Below are 20,219 nucleotides of genomic sequence, written 5' to 3'. Positions count from 1 at the left end.
CGGCGATCTGACGCGGGGCGACTCGTGTCACAATGGTTCGACGTTCGAGATTGCGCGGCAACACGCACGCGCGAACGCATGGCGTCTCGGGAGGGGGTAATGGAGCTACATGACAGCCGGCAGTTGCCGGTCGCGCGAGACCTCGCGTGGATCGCGCTGAACGATCCGGGCATGCTGCGCGGATGCATTCCTGGTTGCGAGTCGATCGAGCGGATCGACGATACGACCTGGACGATCGTCGCCACGGCCTCGCTGGGGCCGGTGGGCGGTCGCTGGTCCGGGCGGATCACGATGACCGACGTGATGGCGCCAACGTCGTACACATTGAATTTCGACGGCCTGGGTTCTGCCGCCGGTCACACGCGGGGCACGGCCACTGTCACGTTGCATTCGCCGGGGCCGATGAGTACCGTGCTGACGTATGACCTGAAGGCGCAGTTCGGCAGCGAGTACGCCCATCTGGACACGCCCGACGTAGCCAGTGCGGCCCGCAAGCTCGCCGACGAGTTCTTCAGGCGCCTGACGGCGGCCATCGCGCCGCATCACGCAGCGAACGCGCCGATCGCCGCCGACGCAGAAGTGGCCGCCGCGCTCGCGACGCACGCTGCTCTGCGCGATGCTCCGCCCAAGCGACGCAAGTTGGCGCGGTGGTGGCCATGGGCCGTGGCGGCCCTGATCCTGATCGTCATCGTGATGTGGGGTAACCATGTCCGCTGAGCGTCGAGCGGGCAAACGTGGCGGCGCGGGCAAGACGGCGGCGGGACCTGCGGCCGCCGCCCATGACGGCGATGCGCGCGCTCGCGCGCTGCTGGCGACGGCAGAAGCGCTGGAAGCGGCGAGCAAGGTGCCGGCACCGGCAGGCGAGGCGGGCTACGACGTGCGGGTGCGGGTGCGCGATGGCGACACGCCGGTGTTCGGCCCGGGGCGTCTCGCGTTGCTGCGTGCCATCGAGGCGACCGGTTCGATTTCCGCGGCTGCGCGGCACATGGGCATGTCGTATCGGCGCGCCTGGCTGCTCGTCGAAGCGATGAACCACGAATTCCGAGAGCCGCTCGTCACGCGTCATATCGGCGGCGCGTCGGGCGGGGGCGCGCGACTCACGCCGTTCGCACAGAACCTCGCGGCACATTACGACACCCTGATCCAGGAAATCCGCCTGCTGCTCGACGCGCATGTCCCGACGTTCGACGCCTATCTCAAAGGCGACAAGGCCGTGGATCCGGACGCCGATTCGGCACCGTCGCGCCGCACGTGATTCCGTGCCGGCTCGACTATCACGAAAACGTTAATCTTCCGTGAGGACTTCGTCACCGGCCTGACGTGACACTCGCTCCATCGACGCCAACCCAGCGATGGAGGTCCCCATGTCTACCCTCACGAAGCCCATGCCACCCGTGCCGCCTGCGCCGCCTGTGAAGCAGCCCCCGGCGCGATCCGGTCCGGTGCAGCCGGGTTGGCTGCGCGTCACCCACTGGCTGAACGTGCTGGCCGTCCTCGCGATGGTCACGAGCGGCTGGCGTATCTACAACGCGTCGCCGATCTTCGGCTTTCGCTTTCCCAATGAGATCACGCTGGGCGGCTGGCTCGGCGGCGCCCTGCGCTGGCATTTCGCCGCGATGTGGCTGCTGGCGGCCAACGGGCTGGTCTACGTTCTGTTCAACCTGACGAGCGGCCGCCTCGCGCGCCGCTTCTTTCCGCTGACGTGGCGCGGTGTGTGGCGCGATGTCTGCGCGGCACTGCGCGGCCGTCTCGCGCACGACGATCCCCGGCAATACAACCAGGTGCAGCGCGCCGCTTATCTGTTTGCGGTGCTCGACCTCGTCCTGCTCGTGGTCTCGGGGCTCGCGGTCTGGAAGCCCGTGCAGCTCGGAGGGCTGTGCGCGCTACTCGGCGGATTTCAGGGCGCGCGTCTGGTGCATTTTCTGGCGATGGCGGGCCTCGTTGCGTTCGTCGCCGTCCATGTGGCGATGGTCGCGCTGGTGCCGCGCACGTTGCGCACGATGATTACCGGTCGCTGAGCGCGCCGGCTACGAGCTACGGAGTTGCCATGACAATTGAGCGAAAGCCTCGCCATGTTTCCCTCGACGCACCGGTGGTGCGCGACGGCGAAGCGATTCTTCGCGAAGCGCGTACCCTGGTGGCGCGGCGTGTCGCCGAGCCCTCGCGGCGGGCGTTTCTCACGCGCACGTTGTCGCTCGGCGGCATCGCGCTGCTCTCGGGATGCTCGCTCGACGACAATGCCGGCGTCGAATCTGCGCTCGACAAGATGTCGCGCTGGAACGATCGGGTGCAGGCTGCCCTGTTTCGTCGGGACGCGCTGGCCCCGACCTTTCCTGCGTCGCGCATCACGCGTCCGTTTCCGTTCAACGCGTTTTACTCGATGGACGAAGCGCCCACCGTCGATGCACGCGACTACCGGCTGGAGTTGTCCGGACTGATTGCCGACAAGGCCCCGTGGCGGCTCGACGCATTGCGTGGCTTCGCCAGTGCGCGGGCGGCCGAGCAGATCACGCGCCATGTGTGCGTGGAAGGCTGGAGCGCCATCGGCCGCTGGGGAGGCGTCACGTTCGCCGACTTTCTCGGGCGCATCGGGGCGGACACCACGGCGCGTTACGTCGGCTTCAAATGCGCCGACGACTACTACACAAGCATCGACATGCCGACGGCCCTGCATCCGCAGACGCTGCTGGCGCTCACGTACGACGGCCAGACGCTGCCACGGGAGTACGGCTTTCCGATGAAGCTGCGCATTCCCACCAAGCTCGGCTACAAGAATCCCAAGCATATCCGCGCGATTTTCGTGACCAACACGTATCCGGGCGGGTATTGGGAGGACCAGGGATACAACTGGTTCGGCGGAAGTTGACGCGAACACGCGCTCGACTGAATGATTCACTCACTCTTTGAGGACGACGACAATGAAGATGCGATATCTGGCCATCATGGCGATGGGACTGGCGCTTGGCACCGGTGCGGCATTCGCGCAGGACGCGATGAGCAAGGGCGACGCGATGTCGAAGGGCAGCGCGATGAGCAAAGGCGATGCCATGGGCAAAGACATGGACAGGAGCGGGAAGATGTCCAAGGGCGATGCGATGGGCAAGTCCGACGCCATGTCGAAGGGCGGCGCGATGAGCAAGCCCGACGCCATGGGCAAAATGGGCAAGGGTGATGCCATGGGCAAAAGCCACTAGGCGCTCGGCAACACACGACAAGGCTTCGCAGGGGAGGTCCGCTGCGAAGCCTTGCGCATTCGTGCCGCGATCCCCGTGCAGCCATCGCCGTGCCGCGCCGCGTGGCATCGCGAGGCATCGCAAGGCATCGTCTGGCGCCCCGTAGCGCCGTCGCTCCATCGGGTCACCGAGTCACCGGGTCAGGGCGACCGATTTGATGAGCAGATACACGTCGCGGCCCGGCGTCAGTTGCAGTTGATCGGCGGAAAAGCGCGTGATGCGTGCACGCAGCGTGGTGCCGGTCGCATCGCCGAGGAGTGTGGCACCGACTTCGACCGAGTCGCCCAGATCGCGCAATGTCGCCACGCGTGCGCGCAGCACGTTCAGCACGCTGGTGTCGACGGGGGCCGACGTCGCAATGGCGACATCGCGCTCTCGCACGCGAATGCGGCATGCGTCGCCCGCCTCGCCGCCCGCGCGAGGCACGCGAAGCCGAACCGTGTCGCTCCCGTTCACGGCAAGCTCGGTCAGACCGTAGCGGGGGTCGTGCGCGACGATGCGTGTCTCGAGCACGGTGCCCGGCGACTCGGCGGCACTGTCGAGCGCGTCGCGATGCACATTGAGCACGTCGGCCGGCGCCCCTTGCGAGATCGTGCGGCCTTCCTTGAACAGCACCACCTGATCGGCCAGCCGCATCACTTCGTCGAGCGAATGCGTGACGTAGAGTACCGGTAGCTTCAACGCGTGGCGGATCCGGTTCAGGTAGTCGAGCACCTCGAGGCGCCGCGCATGATCGAGCGAGGCGAGCGGCTCGTCCATGAGCAGCATGCGCGGGCACGATAACAGCGCGCGGCCGATCCCCACGCGTTGCTTCTCCCCGCCAGAGAGCGCGCCGGGGCGACGACCGAGCAACGGGGCCAGATCCAGGACGTCCACTACATGCGCCAACGCAATCGCGCCAGCACCAGCGGCGGCCACGTCGCGACGCCGCAACCAGCGACCGAATAGCAGGTTCTGACGCACCGTGAGATGCGGCATCAGGCGCGCGTCCTGAAACACGTAGCCGATGCGGCGCCGCCATGGCGGCAGACAGATACCCGCGCTGCTGTCGAACAGCACGTCGCCGTCCACCACGATACGACCGGTGTCGGGCTTGAGCAGGCCGGACACAGCATTGACGACGGTGGTTTTGCCGCTGCCCGACGGTCCGAACAATGCGCTCACGCCCATGCCCGCCGCGAAATCGACATCGAGCGCAAAGCTGACGAACCGATGTTGGAGGCGCACTTCAACCGTCATGGCCGAGCGCCTTGCGATGTCCGAAGCGGATCAGCACTTCGGAGAGGATGAGCGTGCCGACGGCCAGCACGACCGAGATCGCGCACAGGCGCCAGACCATCGCGTCGCCGTCGGGTACCTGGGTGGCCGTGTAGATGGCCAGCGGCAGGGTCTGTGTCTGCCCCGGAATATTCGAGACGAACGTGATGGTCGCGCCAAATTCGCCGAGGGCGCGCGCAAATGCGAGCACGAATCCATGCAATGCGCCGGTGGCGGTGAGCGGTAGCGTCACGGTGACGAAGGTGAGCCAAGGGCCCGCGCCGAGCGTCTGCGCAGCCTGTTCCAGCCGGGTGTCCGACGCCTCGAGCGCCTGCCGGATGGCGCGCACGAGCAGTGGGAAACCCATGACGCCTGCGGCAAGCGCGGCGCCGGTCCAGCGAAACGCGAAGGTGAAGTTGAACCACTCGCGCAGCAGTTTGCCGATGGCGCCCTGTGCACCGAACAGCACGAGCAGCGCGAAGCCGACCACCACAGGCGGGAGCACGAGCGGCAAATGCAGAAGGGCATCGAGCAACGCCTTGCCCGGGAAATGGCAGCGTGCGAGCAGCCAGGCGGCGGCATACGCGAACGGCAGGCTGCACAGCGTGCCCAGCAAGCCCACGCGCAGGCTGAGTTCGACGATGCCCCATTCTTCGGGGGTAAGGCTCATGACCTTACGGGCGGCTGAAGCCGAAGCGCGCGAACGTGGCCTGCGCTGTCGGTGTGAGCAGGAATCGGTAGAACGGATCGGCGTCGCTGCGGTTGGCCTGCTTCGTCACCGCCACGGGGTAGACGATTGGCGCATGACTGTCGACGGGGAACGTGGCCGCGATCCGCACGCGCTTCTCGGCATTGGCATCGGTCTTGTACACGATGCCGTAGGGCGCTTCGCCGCGTGCGACCAGCAACAGCGCGGCACGCACATTGTCGGCGGCGGCGACCCTGCCTTGCACCTTGGACCAGATGCCGAGTTTTTCGAGCGCGGCCTTGCCATAGAGGCCGGCCGGCACATGCGCGGGGTCGCCCATGGCGAGCCTGCCGGTGCCGAGCTTCGCGTCGAGGTCTGTGCCTGAGCTCAGATCGACGGTGCCTGTGGTCGAGGCCGGTGCGATCAGCACCAGCGCGTTGCCGAGCAGGTTGCGACGTGTGCCCACGTCGATCAGGTCGTGCTTCTGCGCGTAGTCCATCCAGTCCTGGTCGGCCGAGATGAACAGATCGGCCGGTGCGCCTTTCTCGATCTGACGCGCCAGTGTCGAGCTGGCGCCATAGACGAGCACTGGCTTCTTGCCGGTTTCCCTGGTGTAGGCGGCCGACAGAGCGTCGAGCGCGTCTTTCATGCTGGCCGCGGCGAACACTTGCTGGGCTACGGCGTTGCCCGCAAACAACAGGCTCGCGCCAATGGCGGCAATGCGCAGTGCGCGGCGCAGCATCGAGCCGGTGTTTTGCGGGACTTGGGACTTGCGGCGAGCGAGAACGACTGCTTTCACGAAAGGGTCTCCTGCATGGGATGGCGAGGCTGGCACCGAATTCGGCGAACGTCTGCGTGAGCCGATATCGCAGACGCCGTCGGACGGCCGGTCACGCGATGTGCGCAACGCGTTATGTAGAATTATATATAACGATTGGACGCTGTACAGGTATACGCCGTATCACGGCGAACGATCGCGATCCGGCGCGGCGACATTGCGCGGTGAAACCGAAAAATCGGGACGTTGTGCGCTACGGAGTGTGCGGACACGGCAGCCATGCAGAAGCGCCCGTTGACGAGCGCTGGGCGATGAATCGCTGTGGCAATTGGCGAAGGGGCGGGTGCCTTGCCTGAAAGCGTACGCTCAGGCGGCTTCTGGCGGCGGGGGAGGGCTCGCGCGCTGCATCGCGGGACTGGTGCGCAGCATGTCGAAGAAGCCGTCGACCACGGCATCGCACTCCGCGCCGAGGTCATAGTCGGGCAGGAACAGCCAGTCCGACATCATGCCGACAACGAGTGCGTGCAGCATGATGGCCGCGCGGCGCGTGTCGAGCGCCTTGGGCAGTTGACCGCGCTCGATGGCGCGCTCCATGTCTCGCATGATGCGCTGCTTGCCATCGGCGCATGCCTCGCGCTGACGCTCAAGCACCGAAAGCATCTCGTTCGTGTATTCACACTTGTGGAACAGAATGTCGAGCACGCGGCGACGGCGCTCGTTGCGGGCGGTTTCCCTGAGCACGAGCTTGCAGATCTCATGCATGCGCGCCATTGGGTCGCCGTTCTCCGGTTCAGTGCACTCCTCGTCGATCATGCGCTCCATCGGCAGGCGGATGCGATCCGTCATGGCGTTGAACAGGTCGATCTTGTTCTTGAAGTGCCAGTAAATGGCGCCGCGGGTCAGGCCGGCGGCTTCGGCGATGTCGGCAAGCGACGTGCGCGACACACCTTTCTGAGCGAACACCGTCTCGGCGGTATCGAGCAACAGATTGCGGGTCTCGATCGCTTCCTCTTTGGTTCTGCGGGCCATCGTCGTGTCACAGGGGCGGCGGAAATTTGCGAAATGCTATGTAAACAGGACTGCGCATTCGTGCGACGCAATATGATTTACATACATTCATGAATGTATCTATAATAGCAGCCGCTTGCTCAATTGCACAGGGAACATTTAAGCTCTTTCGTCTTAGGGAAAAACCTCACTGATGGCCCCGCTCCTCCGGGCCTCAGGCATTCGCCGACCTGCCTTTGTGCGACGGGACTGCGGACTGGGCTTCGTCGTCGCAATCGTCGCAACGTATTTGTCAATTTGTCTGACCGCATTCCATTTATCGGGGGCGTATATGCACGTCAAGAGAAGTTCACTGGGGATGGTCACTGCCGTCGCACTTGCGGCATTGACCCTGGCCGCGTGCGGCAAGAAACCGCAGCAGCCGCAGGGCATGGTGCCGGAAGTCGGCGTCGTGACACTGCAGCCTCAGAACGTAACACTGACGACCGACCTGCCCGGACGCACTTCGCCCTTCCGCGTTGCCGACGTGCGGGCACGCGTCGACGGCATCGTGCTCAAGCGCGATTTCACCGAAGGCAGTGACGTCAAGGCAGGGCAGCGCCTCTACAAGATCGATCCGGCGACGTATCAGGCCGCTTACGAGAACGCCAAGGCAACGCTTGCGAAGGCCGTGGCGAATCAGGCGTCGACCAAGCTGCTGGCCGATCGCTACAAGCAACTGGTGGCCGCCGAAGCGGTCTCCAAGCAGGACTACGACAACGCCGTCGCGGCCGCGCTTCAGGCCGACGCCGACGTGCAGGCCGGCAAGGCCGCGGTCGACACCGCGAAGATCAACCTCGGCTACACCGACGTGCCGGCACCGATTTCGGGCCGCACGGGGTTGTCGCAGGTGACCGAAGGCGCCTACGTGCAGGCTGGCGCCGCCACGCTGATGACGACCGTTCAGCAGATCGATCCGATGTACGTGGACGTGACGCAATCGGCCGCCGACGGCCTGCGTCTGCGCCGTGCGCTGGCCGACGGCAAGCTGCAAAGCGCGGGCAAGAACGCTGCCAAGGTGGAGTTGACGCTGGAAGACGGCTCGAAGTACCCGTTCGAAGGCAAGCTGCAGTTCTCCGACATCACCGTCGATCAGACGACCGGCTCGGTCACCGTGCGCGCCATTTTCCCGAACCCGAATCGCGAGTTGCTGCCGGGCATGTTCGTGCACGCCAGACTCCAGGAAGGGGTGAAGGAAGGCGGTCTGCTCGTGCCGCAGCAAGGGGTGACGCGCGACCAGAAGGGCCAGCCGACGGCACTGATCGTGAACAAGGAAGGCAAGGTCGAGCTGCGTCAACTGGTCGCCGACCGTGCGATCGGTGACAAGTGGCTGGTGAGTTCGGGTCTTGCCGCTGGCGACCAAGTGATCGTGTCCGGTCTTCAGAAGGTGCGCCCGGGCGCACCGGCGAAGGCGGTTCCGGCGCAGTTGCCGGGTACGCAGGCGCCTGCGGGTGCCAGCGCCCCGGCAGCGGCCGCTGCCGCCCCGGCCTCAAGCGCCAAAGCCCAATAACGCGGAGCCACATTCATGGCAAAGTTTTTTATCGATCGCCCGATCTTCGCTTGGGTGATCGCGATCGTCATCATGCTGGCCGGTGCGCTCTCGATTCTGAAGCTGCCGGTCTCGCAGTACCCGCCGATCGCCCCGCCGTCGGTGCAGATCACCGCGACCTATCCGGGCGCGTCGGCGCAGACCGTGCAGGATACGGTCACGCAGGTGATCGAGCAGCAGATGAACGGTATCGATCACCTCGAGTACATGTCGTCGACGTCCGACGGCTCGGGTACCGCGCAAATCACGCTGACCTTCGCGCAAGGCACGAACGCGGATATCGCGCAGGTGCAGGTGCAGAACAAGTTGCAACTCGCTACGCCGCTGCTCCCACAGCAGGTGCAGCAGCAGGGGATCAAGGTGGCCAAGGCGACCAAGAACTTCCTGCTGGTGATCGGCGCGTACTCCGACGACGGCTCGATGACCGACATCGATCTCGCGAATTACCTCGCCGCCAACGTGCAGGACCCGATCAGCCGTGTGAACGGTGTGGGTCAGGTCCAGCTCTTCGGCGCGCAGTACGCGATGCGCGTCTGGGTCGATCCGCAGAAGCTCAACGCCTACAACCTGACGATCATCGACGTCTCGAACGCAATTCAAGCGCAGAACGTGCAGGTCTCGGCAGGTGAGCTGGGCGGTGCGCCTGCGGTGAAGGGGCAGCAGCTCAACGCCACGGTGATGGCGCAAAGCCGCCTGCAGACGCCGGAGCAGTTCCGCAACATTCTGCTCAAGGTCAACAAGGACGGCTCGCAGGTGCGCCTGGGCGACGTGGCCCGCGTGGAGCTGGGCGGCGAATCGTATCAGGTGGTCGCCCGTTACAACGGCAAGCCGGCGGCGGGTCTCGCGGTCACGCTGGCCACGGGGGCCAACGCGCTGCAAACGGCGACTGCCGTCAAGCAGCAGGTCGCGGAACTCGCGCAGTATTTCCCGGCGGGCATGAAGGCCGACTTCCCGTACGACACCACGCCGTTCGTGAAGATCTCGATCGAGGAAGTGATCAAGACCCTCATCGAAGGTATCGTGCTGGTGTTCCTCGTGATGTATCTGTTCCTGCAGAATCTGCGCGCGACGATCATCCCGACGATTGCCGTGCCGGTGGTGTTGCTCGGCACGTTCGGCATCATGGGCGCGGCCGGTTTCTCCATCAACACACTCTCGATGTTCGGCCTGGTGCTTGCCATCGGTTTGCTGGTCGACGATGCCATTGTGGTGGTCGAGAACGTCGAGCGGGTGATGGCCGAAGAGGGGCTGAGTCCGAAGGAAGCGACAAAGAAGGCGATGAGCCAGATTGTCGGCGCCCTGGTGGGCGTGGCGCTCGTGCTCTCGGCCGTGTTCGTGCCGATGGCGTTCTTCGGCGGCTCGACCGGTGCCATCTATCGACAGTTCTCGCTGACCATCGTGGCGGCCATGGCGCTGTCGGTGCTGGTGGCCATCGTGCTGACGCCGGCCATGTGCGCCACGATTCTCAAGCCGATCAAGAAAGGCGAGGTGCACGAGAAGCGTGGCTTCTTCGGCTGGTTCAACCGCACGTTCGACAGTGGCTCGAAGAAATATCAGGGCCAGGTGGAGCGCATTCTGAAGCGCAGCACGCCGTTGCTGATCGTCTACGTGGTGATCGTGGCGGTGGTCGGCTTCCTGTTCGTGCGCATGCCGACGGCGTTCTTGCCCGACGAAGATCAGGGCTACTTCTTCAATCTCGTGCAATTGCCGCCGGGTGCGACGCAGGAGCGTACGCTCAACGTGATGAAGCAGGTCGAGAAGCACTATCTCGAGCAGGAGAAGGACGCGGTGCGTTCGATCTTCACGGTGACGGGCTTCGGCTTCAACGGCCGGGGTCAGAACGTGGGCCTGGCGTTTACGATGATGCGTCCGTGGGATGAGCGGCAGTCGGCCAATCTCAAGGTGCAGGCCGTGATCGCGCGTTCTTATCAGGCGTTCGCCAGCGTGAAGGACGCGATGATCTTCGCCATCAACCCGCCGTCGGTGCCGGAGCTGGGGAATGCCGGCGGTATCGACTTCGAGTTGCAGGATCGCGCAGGCCTCGGCCACGACGCGCTCATGGCCGCGCGTAACCAGATGCTGGGATTGGCGTCGAAGAACCCGAATCTGGCGAACATGCGTCCGAACGGTCTCGACGACACGCCGCAGTACAAGGTGGATGTCGACGAAGAGAAGGCGGCTGCATTGGGTCTGTCGATTGCCGACGTGTACACGACGCTCTCGGCATCGTGGGGCTCGTCGTACGTGAACGACTTCATCGACCGTGGCCGCGTGAAGAAGGTGTATGTCATGGCGGAAGCGAAGGACCGGATGCTGCCGCAGGACATCAACAAGCTCTACGTTCGCAACGCGAGCGGGACGATGGTGCCGTTCTCGGCCTTCGCGACGGGCAAGTGGGTTTATGGCTCGCCGCGTCTGGAGCGTTACAACGGTGTGCCTGCCGTGGAAATTCAGGGCATGCCGGCCCCGGGCAAGTCGTCGGGCGACGCCATGAAGGCGGTTGAGGAAATCGCGAAGCAGCTCCCGCCGGGTATCGGTCTGGAGTGGACGGGCCTGTCGTTCGAAGAGCGCATCTCCGGCTCGCAGGCACCGGCGCTGTACGCGATCTCGATTCTGATCGTGTTCCTGTGTCTGGCGGCGCTGTACGAAAGCTGGTCGATCCCGTTCTCGGTGATTCTGGTGGTGCCGCTGGGCGTGTTGGGGGCGCTGCTGGCCGCAACGCTGCGCGGGCTCTCCAATGACGTGTACTTCCAGGTGGGTCTGCTCACCACCGTGGGTCTGTCGGCGAAGAACGCGATTCTGATCGTGGAATTCGCCAAGGATCTGCAGGAGCAGGGCCGTACGCTGAAGGAAGCGACGATGGAAGCCGTGCGACTGCGTCTGCGCCCGATTCTGATGACGTCGATGGCGTTCGTGCTTGGCGTGTTGCCGCTGGCAATCTCCAACGGCGCAGGCTCGGCGTCGCAACACGCGATCGGCACCGGCGTGATTGGCGGCATGCTGGCGGCGACATTCCTCGCGATCTACTACGTGCCGGTCTTCTTCGTGCTGGTGCGCAAGCGCATCGGCCATGAAGATCTGGACACCGTGGAGCATCCGGAGGCGCGCAAACCGAACCCGGACCCGGACGCAACCGAAGGTCCCGCCAAGGAAGGAAACTGACCTATGAAGCACAAAGCATTGTCGATGGCCTTGGCGGCAGCGTCCCTGGCAGGCTGTACCCTCGCGCCGCACTATGAGCGGCCCGAGGCGCCGGTTGCCACGTCGTTCCCCAGCGGCCCGGCCTACAAGACGCCGGGGGCGGCGAACCAGAACGGCACTGCGGGCAGCAATACCGTGGTGGCCGCCGATCTGGGCTGGCGAGACTTCTTCACCGATCCCCGTCTGCAGAAGCTGATCGAGATCGCGCTGCAGAACAACCGCGATCTGCGCGTATCGATGCTCAACGTCGAAGCTGCGCGTGCGCAATACCAGATTCAGCGCTCGGCGCTGCTGCCCTCGGTCGGGGCGGCGGGGCAGGCGTCGATCCAGCGCTCGCCGGCGGACATGTCGTCGTCGGGGCGCGCCGGCATCAGTCGCAGCTATCAGGTGGGGGTGGGCTTCACGTCGTACGAACTCGACCTGTTCGGCCGTATTCAGAGCCTGAAGGATCAGGCGCTGGAGACGTACCTGGCAAGCGAGGACACCGCCAAGGCAGCGCACATCACGTTGATCTCGGAGGTGGCTACGGCATACCTTACGTGGCTGGCCGATCAGGAACTGCTCAAGCTCACGGCCGACACGCTCAAGAGCCAGGAGTCGTCGTACGCGCTGACCAAGCGCAGCTTCGACGTGGGGACGGCCTCCGGGCTGGACCTGCGCCAGGCGCAAACGCCGGTGGATTCGGCGCGGGCGAATTACGCGCAGTACACGCGCCAGGTCGCGCAGGACGAGAATGCACTCACGCTGCTCATCGGTCAGCCGATACCGGCCGATCTGCCGCCGGGACGTCCGCTCGACGGGCAGGGTCTGCTCGCCGATCTGCCGGCCGGGCTGCCCTCCGATCTGCTGCTGCGTCGACCGGACGTGACGGCGGCCGAGCATATTCTCAAGGGCGCCAACGCCAACATCGGCGCGGCGCGAGCTGCGTTCTTCCCGTCGATCTCGCTCACGGCGAGCGCGGGCACGGCGAGCGCGTCGCTGAGCAATCTGTTCAAGGGCGGGCAGGGCGCATGGTCGTTCGCGCCGACCATCACGCTGCCGATCTTCGCGGGTGGGCAGAACATTGCCAACCTCGATCTGGCGAAGGTGCAAAAGCGTATCGAGATCGCCAACTACGAGAAGACGATACAGACGGCATTCCGCGAAGTGTCCGACGGTTTGGCTGCGCGCGGCACGCTCGACGATCAGATCGCGGCGCAGGAGTCGCTCGTCAAGGCGAACGACGAGAGTTACAAGCTCTCGGATCTGCGCTATCGCAACGGTGTGGACAGCTTTCTGAGCGCACTCGTCTCGCAACGCTCGCTGTACTTGGCGCAGCAGTCGCTGATCGCCGCGCGCCTGTCGCGCTGGACCAACCTCGTCACGCTGTACAAGGCGCTTGGCGGCGGTTGGGAAGAGCGCACGGTTCCGGCAACTGCCGGGGTGGCGTCCGCGCCTGCGGCGGCATCGTGATCGTGTCGTGAGGCAGGCGCGCGGCGTGAGCAGCGCAAATGTCTCGCGGTGGTGCAACGCTTGAAGTTCGAGACGCCCGGCAATGGCCGGGCGTTTTGCATTTATCCACCGTATCGCGTGAATAATCGGCTCAGTTCCCGAGAGGTTTAGACGCCGGGTTCTACGCTGGCCCCTACCTCGCTTACGGCTTCGTCGATATCCTAGTTTGCGTTGTATTCGCAACACCCCAAGCGTGGACGCGAGCGTTCCATGACGCGGTCGACCCGGCGCGCGGGGCACTTATAAGCTGACAGCATTTCCAGGGAGAGACACCATGAGCGATCTTCAAGCCCGCTTCGACGAGGCGGTAGCCCAATCCAAGACGCTGCCCGAACGCCCCGACAATTTCACGTTGCTGCGTATCTACGCGCTGTTCAAGCAAGGCACGGAGGGTGACGTGTCGGGGGCGCGTCCCGGCATTACGGATTTCGTCGGTCGCGCCAAGTTCGACGCCTGGGAAATGCTCAAGGGCAAGTCGAAAGAAGAGGCGCAGTCGGCGTATGTGGCACTCGTCGAAGAACTGAAGGGATGAGATTTTCGCGTGCCGTGTGGCCGACAGTGCAGCGGCCGGTCGACATTTAGACAACATGCGGACAGCATTCGGACGACCGAGGCAGCGTTGAACCGATTGGGTACGACAAGCCAGACGACGGCGACTTCGGTCGCCGTTTTTTATGGGTTCGTGCGCCGTTGCGTGGTGACGCACGGCCTGGCGATTCGCTGCGTATGAGAAGTGAGGTGGCGCATGGCGGGGTGGGTTTTGGGGGGCGGTCCGATTGGCGTGTCGTGCGCGGTGCGCGACGATGGACGCGTCATCCACCCGACGAGAACCCGAACCATGCGACAAGATCAACGACACCCAATTCGACGTGCGGACCGGCCTACGCTTCGCCAGGCATCGGCCAATCGCGTTCGCACGCCGGCGCGACGCGCTCAGTGCGTGCCGTCACGCGTTGCGAACCGGGAGCGAGGGCCGTGGTCATTGCCGCTGCGAGCGCTCGCGCCACTGACGTGTGCAAAGCCGGCTGTGGGGCCGGTGAGCCGGGTGCGGCGCAAGACGCGGGCCCGGGGCGCGGCGTTGCTGGACGTCATGTTCACGCTGCTGGCGCTCACCGCCGGCGCACAAGGCTTTGCACGATGGCAGGCGGCGGGCGGCATGTCATCTGCTGAGCTTGCTTCGTTACCGAAAGCGGTGGCGATGGCTGCGCCCGCGCAGTCCGGGGATGATGCGTGGCGCGTTCGCCGTCAACCATGAGCGGGGCGGGCTTCGGGGCATGGGGCGGCGTGCGCAAGCGCCGCATGGCTGGCTTCACGCTGCTTGAATGGGTACTGACCTTGCCGCTCGGGTTGCTGATCGTGACGGCGGCGACGGCCATCTATCTCGCAGGCATCCGGTTGTGGCGGGTGCAGGCCGAGCGATACGACGTCAACGAGCGCGCCGTCTTTGCATTGACCCAGCTCACGCGTGCGGTCGGCATGGCGGGATACCGCAACTGGGACCCGATGGAAGGTGCGATCCGGCTACCGGGGCAGGGCGCGCGTGACTGGCCGTCGCTGAGGGCCAGCGCCGAGTGCTCGGGCTCGCTGGACACTTGCCCGAGGCGCGGTTGGCAGGGCAGCGCAATGCTCGAGGTGCAGTTCCACGGCGCGGGCTTTTCGCAGGGCAATGGCGCGCTTCACAACTGCGCCGGACGGCAAGTCGGCACAACGGGGCGCCTGGACGACCGTCATCTCAGCATCTTCTATGTCGACAAGGGAGAGGACGCGGTCCCCTCGCTTTACTGCCGTTATGGTGAGCACCGGATGTCGGCGACCGACCTGCATCCGGCACAAGTGCTGGTCGGCGGGGTGGAGGCGATGTACCTCCGGTTGGGGTTTCGTGACGGCGGGACGGGGCCGGTGCGATGGACGCCGCCGTTCATCAGTATGCGCCGCCGGCCGCCACGTCCCCCACCCGGTGAAGGGGGATGGGAAAACGTGGCGGCGGTGGCGTTTTCGCTGGTCATGCGTGGCGCGCCGCGACGCGGTGGAAAGCCGCGAGCGGTGAGTGTGGTCGAAGTTTTCGACGCGGCGTCCGGGGGGCGGGAGTCCAAGCGGCTGTTCAATGCCGGAGACGTTCATTTGCATGTGGTCAATGCGGTGGCCTATCGTCGCAACGACGGCGGCGTGGGGGAGGAGGCGAAATGGTTGGCGTCTTCATGGTGATGTGGTTGGCCGCCTTGATGGCGCTCGCCGCCTCCGGTATGCACCATCGTGAATTGGCGAGCCGTTTCATCGCGTATACGAGCGATCGTGCCGCAGCATTCTCAGCGGCCGACAACGCCCTTGCCGCCGCACGCGACGTGCTCACACGTGACGAGCGCGCTGCGGACATCGCGGCGGCCGGGTCCGTGTTCGACGCGGGGCCGTATGGGGTGATCGAGGCCAATCACCGAGGCAATGTCTGGTATCAGAAGCAGGTGCCGCGATGGCGCACGGTCGATTGGCACGGCAGTGCGGCAGTCATCGCCGGGCGCAGCGCGCGCTACTTCATCGAGAGAATCGCGTTTTCGGCCTATCTCACAGACGAACCGGCCGTTCGCGATGCGTCGGTGCGCCGGTATCGGGTGAGCGCGATGGGGTGCGGTGACTTGCCGGGTACGCGGGTCTACCTGCAGGCGATCTACGAGGTTCGGCGCCAAACACAAGACGCACGCAGCCGTGGGCCATCGCCGTCGTTCTCGTCGCGTTTGCTCAATTGGCGCGAGGTTGTGGCGTGGCGCGATGGCGCCAACAACATGCCCGCGCAGGATGCCCACCGCGAGCGTTGCGATGCGTCGTGATCTGCGTCCTGCGCGGGGCGTCACGTTGCTCGAGTGTGTGGTCGCCATGGCCGTGCTGGCTATCGCGTTGCTGGCGGTTTCGCCTTCGATCGAGTCAGTTCGCCGTCGGGTGGGGGTCGATATCACCGCCCGCGCGATTCTGGCATCGATGCAAGCCGCGCGCGCAGAGGCATTGGGGCGTCACCGACGCGTTGCGATCGCGCCGCACGATGGTGCGAGCCTAAGCAGCGGCTGGGTGACATTCATCGATGAGAATCGAAACGATCGCTTCGACGCAGGGGAAACATTGCTGGCGCGGCATGCCCCATTGCCTCAGGGCGTGCGCGTCGAAATGCAATGGGCGCTGTACGAGACAGAGGGACTGGCATTCGAAGAAAACGGGTTCATGCGAACGCGGGCCCGTGGATGGCTGGCGGGGACCGTGCGGGTCGCAGGGCACGGACGGCGCATATGCATTACGATCAATGCGTATGGTCGCGCCCGCGTCGCCCGCCGCTGCGCGCCGTGAGGCACGCGCGACGGTTACATGATCGGCGTAGTGCCGGTGTCGTGAGCTTCGGGGCCGGACGTGTCTGCGGTGGGTGCAGACGCGGCGCGCAGAGCGCCGGCGTCGTTGGCGTGAGGGTTCGACGGTTTCGTCGAATCTTGCCAGAGCTTGATGCCTTGCCACGCGAGAACACCGAGACCGCCCCACTTGAGCGCACGTCTGACGACGCGCCCGACAGGCGTATGCGACATACCGGTGAGGGCCAGCGAGGCCACGGAACTGACCAGCGGATAGCGTTCGAGCAGTCCGCCGAGCTTGAGTCCCGAGTTGGCAAGCCCACCAAGCCCGGAGAACTTCGCAAAGCCACCGGGCAGCAGGTAGCGTACCCAGCGGAAATTTCTCAGGCGCTCGCGCGTGACGTGCGAGGCCTGGATCAGTTCGGCGCGCTCGATGGCGATGCGTGTGAGCACCAGTTCCTTGCGGATCGCGAGCAGCTCGTGACGCGAGCGCCTCGAGGGGCGCGAGGGTCGCGAGGGTCGCGTTCGGCGCGGGCGATTCTGTTCCAGTGGCACGAGCAGGTCTCCTTCAGTCCGGACGCAGAGCGTCGCGGTCTTTTTCGAACTCGGCCAGCGTGGCCTCGAACGGCATGGGGGCGTCGCGCAGAATGTTGCGTGCGCGCAAGGCGCATCCGCCTGCGAGCAACACATACACGATACAGATGCCGGACATGGCCTGAAGGCGGTAGGTGTCCCAGAAAATCACGATCACCAGCGCGGTCAACGACACGAGGGCGAGAACACCGAAGAGCATCGCGGCCAGGCCGAGAAAAGCCACGCCCATCAGGCGTTCCTTCTCTTCGGTCAATTCGATGCCGATGAGTTCGATGCGCGACTGTACGATCTCGAGCAACGCACCGGCGAGGCGCCGCAGCGAAGGCTGCGGTGGGGTCGTACGATCATTGTCGGTCATGGGCTGGGCTTGGGCTGGGCGGCCCGCCTGACCCGTCGCACCGGTCAGGCGGGCTCCACCTTGGGCAAAGTAGGCGAGGAAACGACGTGCGCCGGCGCAACTTATTTGCGGTTGAGCAAGAGGCCGATCACCACGCCGATGCCGGCAGCGATACCCACGGCTTGCCACGGATGGTCGTGAACGTAGTCGTCGGTCACGCGAGCGGCTTGCTTGCTCTTCTCGACGACGACCACCTGCACGTCGGAAGCCTTTTCCTTGGCTTGCTTGAGCAGTGCAAGGGCCTTGTCGCTCAGTTCGGAGGCGCGCTCACCGGTCGTGTTGGCGGCTTGCTTGAGCAGGTCTTCGGCATCGGCCAATACGGATTTGATATCGGTCATGAACTTCTCCTTGTTGGTAGGCATATGCGACATTGTCGTTACCCGGTTCGGGGAGGAAAATACAAGAAAGGATATGAGTGGTATCGTAACCCTTTCAACGCGTCGTTGCCATTAAACAACATCTCGATCGCCCTATATTTCGAATAATTATGTGCAGCAAATTATTTATTCGTTCGGGTCAACCTCAGCATCCTATAGTCTTGACCCCACTGAGTTGACGGTTCTCAAGGAGACTGTAAATGACATTGCGTTTGGGTGACATTGCCCCCGATTTCGAGCAAGACTCGTCGGTTGGCAAAATCAAGTTCCATGAATTCCTCGGTGACAGTTGGGGCGTGCTCTTCTCGCATCCGGCCGATTACACGCCCGTATGCACCACCGAGCTGGGTCTGACCGCCAAACTCAAAGGTGAGTTCGAAAAGCGCAATGTGAAGGCGATTGCGCTATCGGTCGATGACGCCGAGTCGCACAAGGGCTGGATCAAGGACATCAACGAAACGCAGAACACCGCGGTCAATTTCCCGATTCTGGCCGACGGCGATCGTAAGGTTTCGCAGCTCTACGACATGATCCATCCGAATGCCAGCGAAACCTTGACCGTTCGCTCGCTGTTCGTCATCGATCCGAAGAAGAAGGTGCGCCTGATCATCACGTATCCGGCCAGCACGGGGCGGAACTTCGACGAGGTGCTGCGTGTGATCGACTCGCTGCAACTGACCGACAACTACTCGGTGGCGACGCCGGGGAACTGGAAGGACGGCGATGACGTCGTGATCGTGCCGTCGCTCAAGGACGAAGCCGTACTGAAGGAGAAATTCCCGAAGGGCTACAAGGCCGTGCGTCCGTACTTGCGTCTCACGCCACAGCCGAACAAGTAATCCGGCACGCGGCAAAACGCGTAAGACGGCAGCAAATAACGAAAATGCCAGCGCTTGCGCTGGCATTTTTTGTGGGGTACGCGCCGTCGCCTGGGGGATTGACGGCCCGCGAATTGCGGCCTAAGAGACGACGCGTACCCGACAAGTCGCACGAACTGCGCAATTGCTTGCGGTTCGTGCAACCCGATTCATCGCGTCATTTCATCAGAAGAACGCCTGGATACCCGTCTGCGCGCGGCCGAGGATCAGGGCGTGAATGTCGTGCGTGCCTTCGTACGTGTTGACCACTTCGAGGTTCACGAGATGGCGGGCGATGCCGAACTCGTCGGAGATACCGTTGCCGCCGAGCATGTCGCGCGCCATGCGGGCGACGTCCAGTGCCTTGCCGCACGAGTTGCGCTTCATCATCGACGTAATCTCGACGGCGGCCGTGCCTTCGTCCTTCATGCGCCCCAGACGCAGGCAGCCCTGCAAGCCCAGTGTGATTTCGGTCTGCATGTCGGCCAGTTTCTTCTGAATCAACTGATTGGCGGCCAGCGGACGTCCGAACTGCTGACGGTCGAGCACGTACTGGCGTGCCATGTGCCAGCAGAATTCGGCGGCGCCCAGTGCGCCCCAGGCGATGCCATATCGGGCTGAATTCAGGCAGGTGAACGGTCCCTTCAGGCCGGAGACGCCCGGCATCAGGTTCTCTTCCGGCACGAATACCTGATCCATCACGATCTCACCGGTGATCGATGCCCGCAGGCCGACCTTGCCGTGAATCGCCGGTGCGCTCAAGCCCTTCCAGCCTTTCTCCAGGATGAAGCCGCGAATTTTCTCGTCGCCATTCTCGTCGGCGAGCTTGCCCCAGACGACGAAGACGTCTGCGATGGGCGAATTGGTGATCCACATCTTGCTGCCGCTCAATTCGTAGCCACCGGCGACCTTCTTGGCGCGTGTAGTCATGCCGGCCGGGTCCGAACCGTGATTCGGCTCCGTCAGACCGAAGCAGCCGATCCACTCGCCGCTCGCCAGCTTGGGCAGGTACTTCTGTTTCTGTGCGTCACTGCCGAACTCGAAGATCGGCACCATGACGAGCGACGACTGCACCGACATCATCGAGCGATAGCCCGAATCGACACGCTCGACTTCGCGCGCGATGAGGCCGTAGGCCACATAGTTCAGCCCCGGGCCACCGTACTGTTCGGGAATCGTCGGGCCGAGCAGGCCGATCTCGCCCATCTCGCGAAAGATCGCCACGTCAGTGCGCTCGTGACGGAACGCCTCGAGCACGCGCGGTGCGAGCTTGTCGTTCGCGTAGGCGGCCGCCGCGTCGCGAATCATGCGCTCGTCGCTGGTGAGCTGCGCGTCGAGCAACAGCGGATCTTCCCAATGAAACTGTGCATTGCCTGCCATGACCTATCTCCTCCGATGTTCTCGAAAAATGCGCTGACACAATC

Annotated in this window: 21 protein-coding genes; 13 read left to right on the top strand and 8 right to left on the bottom strand. The window is 64.3% G+C overall.

Annotated elements, in window-relative coordinates:
- Positions 1–99: 99 nt before the first annotated feature.
- The 5 genes from ACE3UG_RS06665 (at position 100) to ACE3UG_RS06645 (ending at position 3,194) form a co-directional block, all read left to right on the top strand.
- Positions 100–717 (top strand): CoxG family protein, encoded by a 618-nt coding sequence (locus tag ACE3UG_RS06665; protein ID WP_374621322.1) that lies wholly within the window; start codon positions 100–102, stop codon positions 715–717.
- Positions 707–1,255 carry a winged helix-turn-helix domain-containing protein gene (locus tag ACE3UG_RS06660; protein WP_374621320.1) on the top strand — a complete coding sequence of 183 codons (549 nt, stop codon included), beginning with the start codon at positions 707–709 and terminating at the stop codon, positions 1,253–1,255. Before ACE3UG_RS06665 ends, ACE3UG_RS06660 begins: the two co-directional genes overlap by 11 nt.
- Before the next feature lie 109 nt (positions 1,256–1,364).
- Complete coding sequence (locus ACE3UG_RS06655) at positions 1,365–2,018, top strand: cytochrome b/b6 domain-containing protein (RefSeq protein WP_374621317.1); 654 nt, start codon at positions 1,365–1,367, stop codon at positions 2,016–2,018.
- Positions 2,019–2,047: 29 nt separating this feature from the next.
- A complete protein-coding gene (locus ACE3UG_RS06650) occupies positions 2,048–2,866 on the top strand; it encodes a molybdopterin-dependent oxidoreductase (protein WP_374621314.1) in 819 nt (272 codons plus the stop codon).
- Between the two features lie 52 nt (positions 2,867–2,918).
- Positions 2,919–3,194 carry a pentapeptide MXKDX repeat protein gene (locus ACE3UG_RS06645; protein WP_374621311.1) on the top strand — a complete coding sequence of 92 codons (276 nt, stop codon included), beginning with the start codon at positions 2,919–2,921 and terminating at the stop codon, positions 3,192–3,194.
- A gap of 171 nt (positions 3,195–3,365) precedes the next feature.
- On the opposite strand, the gene modC is transcribed toward ACE3UG_RS06645, so the two are convergent.
- The 4 genes from modC to ACE3UG_RS06625 all read right to left on the bottom strand — a co-directional run bounded on the left by modC (position 3,366) and on the right by ACE3UG_RS06625 (position 6,985).
- A complete protein-coding gene (modC, locus tag ACE3UG_RS06640) occupies positions 3,366–4,472 on the bottom strand; it encodes a molybdenum ABC transporter ATP-binding protein (protein WP_374621309.1) in 1,107 nt (368 codons plus the stop codon).
- Positions 4,462–5,160: a molybdate ABC transporter permease subunit gene (gene modB, locus ACE3UG_RS06635; RefSeq protein ID WP_374621306.1), complete on the bottom strand. Its 699-nt coding sequence runs from the start codon at positions 5,158–5,160 to the stop codon at positions 4,462–4,464. The genes modC and modB overlap by 11 nt, the downstream gene beginning before the upstream one ends.
- A gap of 4 nt (positions 5,161–5,164) precedes the next feature.
- The gene (gene modA, locus ACE3UG_RS06630; RefSeq protein WP_374621303.1) at positions 5,165–5,977 is read right to left on the bottom strand and encodes a molybdate ABC transporter substrate-binding protein; all 813 of its coding nucleotides are present in this window, start codon (positions 5,975–5,977) and stop codon (positions 5,165–5,167) included.
- A gap of 345 nt (positions 5,978–6,322) precedes the next feature.
- On the bottom strand, positions 6,323–6,985 hold the full coding sequence (locus tag ACE3UG_RS06625) for a TetR family transcriptional regulator (RefSeq protein ID WP_374621300.1): 663 nt from the start codon (positions 6,983–6,985) through the stop codon (positions 6,323–6,325).
- A gap of 310 nt (positions 6,986–7,295) precedes the next feature.
- Here ACE3UG_RS06625 and ACE3UG_RS06620 point away from each other — a divergent pair, with 310 nt between their 5' ends.
- The 7 genes from ACE3UG_RS06620 to ACE3UG_RS06590 all read left to right on the top strand — a co-directional run bounded on the left by ACE3UG_RS06620 (position 7,296) and on the right by ACE3UG_RS06590 (position 16,574).
- Positions 7,296–8,513 (top strand): efflux RND transporter periplasmic adaptor subunit, encoded by a 1,218-nt coding sequence (locus ACE3UG_RS06620; RefSeq protein ID WP_374621297.1) that lies wholly within the window; start codon positions 7,296–7,298, stop codon positions 8,511–8,513.
- A 15-nt stretch (positions 8,514–8,528) separates the two neighbouring features.
- Positions 8,529–11,714, top strand: a complete 3,186-nt coding sequence (locus tag ACE3UG_RS06615; protein ID WP_374621294.1) for an efflux RND transporter permease subunit — start codon at positions 8,529–8,531, stop codon at positions 11,712–11,714.
- 3 nt (positions 11,715–11,717) lie between these two features.
- A complete protein-coding gene (gene adeC, locus ACE3UG_RS06610) occupies positions 11,718–13,205 on the top strand; it encodes an AdeC/AdeK/OprM family multidrug efflux complex outer membrane factor (RefSeq protein ID WP_374621291.1) in 1,488 nt (495 codons plus the stop codon).
- Between the two features lie 313 nt (positions 13,206–13,518).
- Positions 13,519–13,776 carry an acyl-CoA-binding protein gene (locus tag ACE3UG_RS06605; RefSeq protein WP_374621288.1) on the top strand — a complete coding sequence of 86 codons (258 nt, stop codon included), beginning with the start codon at positions 13,519–13,521 and terminating at the stop codon, positions 13,774–13,776.
- A 719-nt stretch (positions 13,777–14,495) separates the two neighbouring features.
- Positions 14,496–15,449 carry a PilW family protein gene (locus tag ACE3UG_RS06600; protein WP_374621285.1) on the top strand — a complete coding sequence of 318 codons (954 nt, stop codon included), beginning with the start codon at positions 14,496–14,498 and terminating at the stop codon, positions 15,447–15,449.
- Complete coding sequence (locus ACE3UG_RS06595; protein ID WP_374621282.1) at positions 15,428–16,066, top strand: hypothetical protein; 639 nt, start codon at positions 15,428–15,430, stop codon at positions 16,064–16,066. The genes ACE3UG_RS06600 and ACE3UG_RS06595 overlap by 22 nt, the downstream gene beginning before the upstream one ends.
- On the top strand, positions 16,056–16,574 hold the full coding sequence (locus ACE3UG_RS06590; RefSeq protein WP_374621279.1) for a GspH/FimT family pseudopilin: 519 nt from the start codon (positions 16,056–16,058) through the stop codon (positions 16,572–16,574). Before ACE3UG_RS06595 ends, ACE3UG_RS06590 begins: the two co-directional genes overlap by 11 nt.
- A 14-nt stretch (positions 16,575–16,588) precedes the next feature.
- Here ACE3UG_RS06590 and ACE3UG_RS06585 read toward each other — a convergent pair whose 3' ends face one another.
- The 3 genes from ACE3UG_RS06585 to ACE3UG_RS06575 all read right to left on the bottom strand — a co-directional run bounded on the left by ACE3UG_RS06585 (position 16,589) and on the right by ACE3UG_RS06575 (position 17,899).
- Entirely contained in the window at positions 16,589–17,125 is a 537-nt protein-coding gene (locus ACE3UG_RS06585) for a hypothetical protein (protein WP_374621277.1), read from the bottom strand.
- 13 nt (positions 17,126–17,138) lie between these two features.
- Positions 17,139–17,522 carry a phage holin family protein gene (locus ACE3UG_RS06580; RefSeq protein WP_374621274.1) on the bottom strand — a complete coding sequence of 128 codons (384 nt, stop codon included), beginning with the start codon at positions 17,520–17,522 and terminating at the stop codon, positions 17,139–17,141.
- A 101-nt stretch (positions 17,523–17,623) separates the two neighbouring features.
- On the bottom strand, positions 17,624–17,899 hold the full coding sequence (locus ACE3UG_RS06575; RefSeq protein ID WP_017231663.1) for a YqjD family protein: 276 nt from the start codon (positions 17,897–17,899) through the stop codon (positions 17,624–17,626).
- 239 nt (positions 17,900–18,138) lie between these two features.
- Here ACE3UG_RS06575 and ACE3UG_RS06570 point away from each other — a divergent pair, with 239 nt between their 5' ends.
- Positions 18,139–18,777 (top strand): peroxiredoxin, encoded by a 639-nt coding sequence (locus tag ACE3UG_RS06570; RefSeq protein WP_374621271.1) that lies wholly within the window; start codon positions 18,139–18,141, stop codon positions 18,775–18,777.
- A 204-nt stretch (positions 18,778–18,981) separates the two neighbouring features.
- On the opposite strand, the gene ACE3UG_RS06565 is transcribed toward ACE3UG_RS06570, so the two are convergent.
- Complete coding sequence (locus ACE3UG_RS06565) at positions 18,982–20,175, bottom strand: acyl-CoA dehydrogenase (RefSeq protein WP_374621269.1); 1,194 nt, start codon at positions 20,173–20,175, stop codon at positions 18,982–18,984.
- Positions 20,176–20,219: the final 44 nt, after the last annotated feature.

The organism is Pandoraea sp., assembly GCF_041919235.1.
Classification (GTDB): domain Bacteria; phylum Pseudomonadota; class Gammaproteobacteria; order Burkholderiales; family Burkholderiaceae; genus Pandoraea.
This window is presented reverse-complemented; position numbering and strand designations above follow the sequence as displayed.

Excerpts from the sequence above, each read along its gene's own strand:
- ACE3UG_RS06665 (WP_374621322.1), top strand. The coding sequence starts at position 100 with ATGGAGCTACATGACAGCCGGCAGTTGCCGGTCGCGCGAGACCTCGCG.
- ACE3UG_RS06660 (WP_374621320.1), top strand. The coding sequence starts at position 707 with ATGTCCGCTGAGCGTCGAGCGGGCAAACGTGGCGGCGCGGGCAAGACG.
- ACE3UG_RS06655 (WP_374621317.1), top strand. The coding sequence starts at position 1,365 with ATGTCTACCCTCACGAAGCCCATGCCACCCGTGCCGCCTGCGCCGCCT.
- ACE3UG_RS06650 (WP_374621314.1), top strand. The coding sequence starts at position 2,048 with ATGACAATTGAGCGAAAGCCTCGCCATGTTTCCCTCGACGCACCGGTG.
- ACE3UG_RS06645 (WP_374621311.1), top strand. The coding sequence starts at position 2,919 with ATGAAGATGCGATATCTGGCCATCATGGCGATGGGACTGGCGCTTGGC.
- modC (WP_374621309.1), bottom strand. The coding sequence starts at position 4,472 with ATGACGGTTGAAGTGCGCCTCCAACATCGGTTCGTCAGCTTTGCGCTC.
- modB (WP_374621306.1), bottom strand. The coding sequence starts at position 5,160 with ATGAGCCTTACCCCCGAAGAATGGGGCATCGTCGAACTCAGCCTGCGC.
- ACE3UG_RS06625 (WP_374621300.1), bottom strand. The coding sequence starts at position 6,985 with ATGGCCCGCAGAACCAAAGAGGAAGCGATCGAGACCCGCAATCTGTTG.
- ACE3UG_RS06620 (WP_374621297.1), top strand. The coding sequence starts at position 7,296 with ATGCACGTCAAGAGAAGTTCACTGGGGATGGTCACTGCCGTCGCACTT.
- ACE3UG_RS06615 (WP_374621294.1), top strand. The coding sequence starts at position 8,529 with ATGGCAAAGTTTTTTATCGATCGCCCGATCTTCGCTTGGGTGATCGCG.
- adeC (WP_374621291.1), top strand. The coding sequence starts at position 11,718 with ATGAAGCACAAAGCATTGTCGATGGCCTTGGCGGCAGCGTCCCTGGCA.
- ACE3UG_RS06605 (WP_374621288.1), top strand. The coding sequence starts at position 13,519 with ATGAGCGATCTTCAAGCCCGCTTCGACGAGGCGGTAGCCCAATCCAAG.
- ACE3UG_RS06600 (WP_374621285.1), top strand. The coding sequence starts at position 14,496 with ATGAGCGGGGCGGGCTTCGGGGCATGGGGCGGCGTGCGCAAGCGCCGC.
- ACE3UG_RS06595 (WP_374621282.1), top strand. The coding sequence starts at position 15,428 with ATGGTTGGCGTCTTCATGGTGATGTGGTTGGCCGCCTTGATGGCGCTC.
- ACE3UG_RS06590 (WP_374621279.1), top strand. The coding sequence starts at position 16,056 with ATGCGTCGTGATCTGCGTCCTGCGCGGGGCGTCACGTTGCTCGAGTGT.
- ACE3UG_RS06580 (WP_374621274.1), bottom strand. The coding sequence starts at position 17,522 with ATGACCGACAATGATCGTACGACCCCACCGCAGCCTTCGCTGCGGCGC.
- ACE3UG_RS06575 (WP_017231663.1), bottom strand. The coding sequence starts at position 17,899 with ATGACCGATATCAAATCCGTATTGGCCGATGCCGAAGACCTGCTCAAG.
- ACE3UG_RS06570 (WP_374621271.1), top strand. The coding sequence starts at position 18,139 with ATGACATTGCGTTTGGGTGACATTGCCCCCGATTTCGAGCAAGACTCG.
- ACE3UG_RS06565 (WP_374621269.1), bottom strand. The coding sequence starts at position 20,175 with ATGGCAGGCAATGCACAGTTTCATTGGGAAGATCCGCTGTTGCTCGAC.